This is a genomic window from Citrobacter sp. Awk 4 (genome assembly GCF_028069725.1).
Classification (GTDB): Bacteria; Pseudomonadota; Gammaproteobacteria; order Enterobacterales; family Enterobacteriaceae; genus Citrobacter_D.
This window is the reverse complement of sequence record NZ_JANEWG010000094.1, coordinates 1-6,370: the sequence shown is the minus strand read 5'-3', so window position 1 is coordinate 6,370 and position 6,370 is coordinate 1. Positions and strand designations below refer to the sequence as shown.

Below are 6,370 nucleotides of genomic sequence, written 5' to 3'. Positions count from 1 at the left end.
AAATATAAGCATGCTAAATTATTTTGGAGTGAAACGTAAATGTAAAAAATCAGGTCTCATATGAGACGCATTGATGTGTTTTTTACAATAAGCGAGTCATGTACAATCGTTTGCGCACCGTAGATATAATATTCAACGTTATATCGTTAGGATGATTTCATAATTGAGTATGCACTCTGATTTCAGAGTGTATTGTTCTGTGCTCATTTTTTTGTGCGGCTTTGCGTATTATTAAGTAATTAAGGGCTTACCATCCCTGAAACCCTTAATAGTATTTAATACGTTATATTTTACTCTTAAGCAGGAATTTTATGATGAATATGAATCTCCGTTTACCAAGGGCTTTATGTATTGTGTGTGTGTCGGTGCTGCTTGCTGCATGTGCGACGAAATCGACTCAGCCACCCGTGCAGAAGGCAATTGCCGGTAAAGTGAGTACTCAAAAAACAGATGGCAAACAGTGTGTCGATAACTTTGATCTGTTGAAGAAACTCAACTATGACGCTTTCCTGAAGTACCGGCAGCAGTTTGATGTGATAAATCAATCCTACGATTATTACAAAACCAACGATGTTTTGATGGAAAACGATCCTAAAGAACAGATGACGCTGACGCTTAATGATAAATTGAACATGATTTGTGAACGAGTGAAAAGCCAGACATATAATGAAATAAGAAAAAAGATGAAATCCGTCAGTAAGATCTGACAGATATAATTTTAATATTTATCGCGCTTTGTAGTCTGCATCCTTATGCTCTATTTGTTATGCTATTTTGTTTTATTATTCCGCCAATTCATTGTGTTATCTCCAGTTTTCAATGGTGACAATAAGGATCGCAGACTATTTTCACAAGGAAATACTGAAGGAACTGTTGAGTGAAAGATCTATTCCGTAGAATATTATCGTTATGGTTGATAATTAGTTACTTCACGATGTTCGTCTTAGGGCCCGTCTATTCTGTAGAGGCTATTGCGGCGGATTCCGTCTCGCTGGATGAACATATGGGTGAGTTGTTGCAGGTTGGAAGCACAGGCACTATGCCTGATTCTCCAGCCGGGTCTCTGACAATTGGAAATGACTCAACGCCAGGTCGTGATGCCGATCAAACGCATAAAAAAGACGTAGAGGAACAGAGTACCAAATCAAATACTCAGTTCTTCACTCTCCCCTCAGCAGGGAATATTCCAACAGGCGCGATTGAACAAAAAGATAAAAAAGCGTCGGATACGTTGCTTCCATCTTTAGGGCAGATTGATGATACCAACAAAAAAGAAGCCGCGACGGATGTAACGTCGGCACATGAAAATGTAGCCGATCAGGATCATATGCTTTCCGGTTTTAAACAATTCTGGTCTATCGCGAGCGCTGACGATCCCGTTCAGTCAGGTATAACCAGCATTGGCGGCGTAGCGCAGGGTGCTATGAACAATGCTATCCGCGACTGGCTCGGACAGAAAGCTAACTTCCAGCTTAAATATGATTTCTCCGGGCAAGGAGAAGTTAAAGCATTATTACCCTTATGGGATGAGGGGGATAATGTACTTTTTAGCCAGCTTGGATTTCTGCGAACAGAAGATCGCACTATTTATAATGTCGGCCTCGGCGCTCGTCATTGGCTGAACAAAGACTGGGCGCTCGGACTTAATAGTTTCTGGGATTATGACACGACGGGCGATAACGCCCGTGTTGGCGTTGGCGCTGAAACGTGGACCAACTATTTGAAACTTTCCGCTAATGGTTATTTCCGCCTGACGGACTGGCACCAGTCTCCACTCTCTGAGATGGAAGATTACGACGAACGTCCTGCTAATGGTTTTGATATTCGGGCGAGCACCTGGATGCCATTTTTACCGCAGGTGGGCGCCGATCTGATATGGGAAAAATATTACGGAAAAGATGTCGCCATCAGTTCTTCATCAACCAGCCCAGACGATTTGGAAGACTCTCCGTCTGTCGTCACAACCAGCGTAAATTACACGCCGTTTCCACTGCTTTCAATTGACGCAGGGCACCGCGGCGGCAGCATCAGCGAGAATTTTGTCAATCTGTCGGTGAATTATCGCCTCGGTGTTTCCTGGGGCGATCAGGTCGATACCTCTTCTGTTGAGGTCATGCGTAGCCTGGCCGCCAGTCGTTATGATTTTGTTGATCGTAATAATAACATCGTCATGCAATACCGTAAGCAGGATCTCATTGGTCTCTCGCTCTCTGCTCCAGAAGTGGCCGAGGCGGCTTCTCAGGTTATCGTCGACGCCAATGTTCATGCGAAATATGGTTTGAAAAGCATTGCGTGGAAAGCGCCGGAACTTGAAGCGGCTGGCGGAAAAATTTCTGAGCACTCATCGACGTCGCTGGCTGTGACCCTTCCGGGCTATCGGGCTGATGCGAATAACACCTATACCGTATCGGCGGTCGCAACGGATACGCACGGTAACAACTCCCCGGAATCGTCGGTGGTTATCAGCCTGATGCGTTCCAGTAACGTGATTGTTCTGAGCGTCGATCCGTCCAGCAGCGTGGTGGCCAACGGTCAAGACTACGCCACGGCAACCGCTCTGGTGAAAGATAAAAACGGCGCGCCGCTCGCGAACATGGATGTCGCCTATGAGATGTCGGGCGATGACCATCAATGCCGAATGAATGGCAAAACGGGTTGTGAAACCACATTTAAAACCGACAGCATGGGCAGCGGCAGTGTAAAAATCAGCAGCACGAAAGCCGGGAAATTTAGCCTGACGGCCTCGCTGCAAAACGGCAACAGCGACAACAAAAACATCGAATTTGTGGCGGACAGCGCTACGGCATTAGTGGCGGAGTTGAAAGCGGCTCCGGCGAATGACGTTCTGGCGGATGGGCATTCTGTCTCAGTGCTTACGGCGGTCATTAAGGATGCGAACGGCAACCCCATCAAGGGCGCGTCGGTTTCTTTCTCGGCAAACAGCCCCGCAGCGCTGAGCGCTTCATCAGTTGAGAGTAATGAAAACGGCGAGGCGGCCGTCAACTTAACCAGCCCCCGCAGCGGCAGCGTTGACGTTAACGCGTCAATTGATACGGATGTAAACGGTAAGTCGATTCAGGTCGGGTTTATTGCGGATGCGCGCGACAGCAAGGTAGATCTGGCTGCGGACAAGCTGGATTTAGTGGCTGACGGGCATGATACCTCCACCCTCACGGCCACGGTCAAAGACAGTCATGGCAACCCTGTTACCGGGACTCAGGTTATCTTCTCCGCGGATAAATCAATCAAACTCAGCGGCAGCTCGGTGATGACTGACAACCAGGGGCAGGCGGTAGTGCAGGCAAGTAGCAGTCTTGCAGGGAAATACAGCGTCAGTGTTAAACACGGCGCTTCGGGTAGCACAGACAGTATTTCGCTCACTTTTGAAGCAGACAGCAATACGGCTACGGTTGCCAGCCTGAGCGCTTCGCCCGCCTCGAATATTGCCGCTGACGGCACCGCGTCTTCAGTTCTGACGGCAACCATCAAAGATGCCAATGGCAACCTATTGAAGGACGCAAACGTTATATTCAGCGCCGACAGCGCGGTGCTATTAAGCGGCGGTTCTGCGGTAACGAATGAGAGCGGTCAGGCAAGCATCACAGCAAGCAGCACCCATGCTGGTCAATATAGTATCACTGCGATAACCGCGCAGGATGCCACCGGGAAAGCTGTCAGCGTCAGTTTTGTGGCCGATGGCGCAACGGCTTCCATCGACACTCTGACGGCAAACCCTGTGCAGGATCTGATCGCCGATGGAGTGACTAAATCCACGATCACGGCAACCGTAAAAGATGCCAATGGCAACCTGTTGAGCGGCACTGAGATCAACTTCAGCGCCGGCAGCGGCGTGACGTTGAGTAAGAAAAAGAGCACGACGGATAATCATGGGCAAACCGTGATTACGGCGACGGCGACGAAAGCCGGCACCTTCAATATCAGCGCGACAACTGCGTTTGATACGACAGGAAAATCGGTAAGTGTGACCTTTATCGCCAACAGTGGTACTGCAGTGGTCCAAAGCCTGAGCGCCGCCCCGGCGAAGGATGTGCTGGCCGACGGCAGTGCGGTCTCGACGCTGACGGCAAAAGTGGAGGATGCCAACGGCAACCTGCTGAGCGGGGTGGACGTCACGTTCTCTGCGGACAGCCAGGTGAAACTGAGCGGCACGACGGTGAAAACGGGCGCTGACGGTCTCGCGACGATGACCGCAACCAGCACGACGGCCGGAACCTGGACGGTGAAAGCCACCACCGCCTATGACACGACGGGTAAATCGGCCAGCGTGCAATTTATTGCAGATGCAAGCACGGCGAAAGTCGAGAGCCTGGTGGCCGATCCTGCCGATGATATCCTGTCTGATGGCGTCACGGCGTCAACGCTGACGGCAGTAGTGAAAGATGCGAAAGGGAATGCGTTAAGCGACGTAACCGTGACCTTTAGCACAACCACGGCACAACTGAGTACAGAGACCGCCGTTACAGATGATAAAGGTGCAGCCAAAGTGAGGGTGACGAGTACGAAAAGCGGCGCTTATGTGGTGAAAGCGACAATCCCGACGGATTCCACGGGTAAGAGCACCACGGTGGTTTTCACGGCGGGAGATATTGATGCTAATAACTCCACCTTTGTAGGTGATAAAAACATCATACCTTCTGATGGCAACGCGGTGATTAAACTCACGTTTACGGCGCGCGCCCCCCAGAACAACCCGGTTACTGGCGCAACGGTCTCGTTTAGCGTCACTGGACTGAGCGATTCTGACGTTAGCGAGGTCAGTGAAAGTAATGGTGTTTATACGGCCACATTGACGGGAACAACAGCAAGTACAGGGCAAATCTCGGTTCTTGTTGACGGCAAAACCGTTGATGGAATGAACGCTCTCAGCGTGGGCGTGTACAAAGCGGCATTGAATATTAAGGTGAATTAATCCTCCTGAAGCAGCGTAACCGTCATGTATGGCGGTTACGCCGTGTTACTGCGTGCTGGATCCATTTTTGAAATCAGAGGAAGTATGAAAGGAATAATTTTTTTTTGGGTGATGATCCTGTCATTTATTTTTTCAACAGATGCTATGGCGCTGAGTTGCTATTATGGCAGCAACAAAGGTAATGTCTCGGATGAGGTAACGCTGGATAATATTGTCTATTTATCCGGGAACGCCGACGGTTCCATAATCTGGAACTCGGTGAGTTATTCCAGAAATATTACTTGTTCGACACAAATAGAGGAAGATGTGTATGTGTACCCATACCCAAAGAGGTCGACTGAAACATTACCGAAAGGTGTAAAATTAGGACTGATTATTAACGGCCATGATTTAGGTACGTTTGATAGTAATGGTTCACCGGATAGCGATCGCGTTGATACACATTGGGATATTGATAAAGAAGCCGCCACGAAAACATTCAATATTCAGGCGTATATGGTTAAAAATGGAGATATTGACACAACCGGTGTTTCTACAAAAATTTCACTTTTTCAGTTGGATGGTGAAGGCGGGTTAAATAATGCGCCAGATGCGAACTATAACTTTTTTATTAGCGGCTGGAATAATGTAGGGACCGTTGATTGTAGTGCCGGGATTTCTGGTGTTAACCTGAATCTTAGTTCTATTAATACCGACCAGGCTTTTGCCGGAACGGCGACTCAGTCAGTCAGCGCGCCGCATATTTCACTCAATTGTACAAGTACATCACCGCAGGCACTGAGTTCGGTGAAATCTATTACCGGCACTCTGGTCATGGAAGGCAGTGCGCTGAGCGGGAACAGCAAACTCTTTACCACCAATAAAGATGATTTAGGCTTTAAGGTCTTGTACAAAAATGCGGAAGTTCAACCCAATGGAATCGTTACGCTTGATGTTCCAGTGAGTAATGGTCTCGGAGAGTTTTCTGTTCCACTGGATATCGCACCGACCCTAACAGTTTTACAGCTGAATGATCCTGCATGGCTGTTTTCAGAGCAAGGAAGCAGCGGCATTGAAGGGGCGATAAATTTTGAATTTACGCCAACATTGGTGAACACAGATTAATAATTGCTGTAGATGCAATACGGTGCATTACTTTATCCAAAGGCTCGTGAAGGGCCTTTATTGATGTTTGCGTAATACTCTATTTATCATATAAACGAAAAAAAACTGCCAATGATGACTGCCGTCAAATATGCACAAACGGATTTTTATAGTGAATATTAGCAGTAAGCAGTTAAGACCCACTTATTGACCTGGTCAGTATGTCAACAGTTTTAATGTTAAAAATTAAATATTTAATCAGAAATTAGATTGGCAACAGTTTTAATGTTAAAAATGAAACATTTAATCAGAAATGAGATTGGCAATAGAGTAGACTTTATAAATATTATCACACAC

Annotated in this window: 3 protein-coding genes; all 3 read left to right on the top strand. The window is 47.6% G+C overall.

Annotated elements, in window-relative coordinates; all coding sequences use genetic code 11:
- Positions 1-311 precede the first annotated feature (311 nt).
- The 3 genes from NNO04_RS21930 (at position 312) to NNO04_RS21920 (ending at position 6,034) form a co-directional block, all read left to right on the top strand.
- The gene (locus NNO04_RS21930; protein WP_271446460.1) at positions 312-707 is read left to right on the top strand and encodes a hypothetical protein; all 396 of its coding nucleotides are present in this window, start codon (positions 312-314) and stop codon (positions 705-707) included.
- 170 nt (positions 708-877) lie between these two features.
- Positions 878-4,930: an Ig-like domain-containing protein gene (locus tag NNO04_RS21925; protein ID WP_271446459.1), complete on the top strand. Its 4,053-nt coding sequence runs from the start codon at positions 878-880 to the stop codon at positions 4,928-4,930.
- Positions 4,931-5,014: 84 nt separating this feature from the next.
- On the top strand, positions 5,015-6,034 hold the full coding sequence (locus tag NNO04_RS21920; protein WP_271446458.1) for a hypothetical protein: 1,020 nt from the start codon (positions 5,015-5,017) through the stop codon (positions 6,032-6,034).
- Positions 6,035-6,370: the final 336 nt, after the last annotated feature.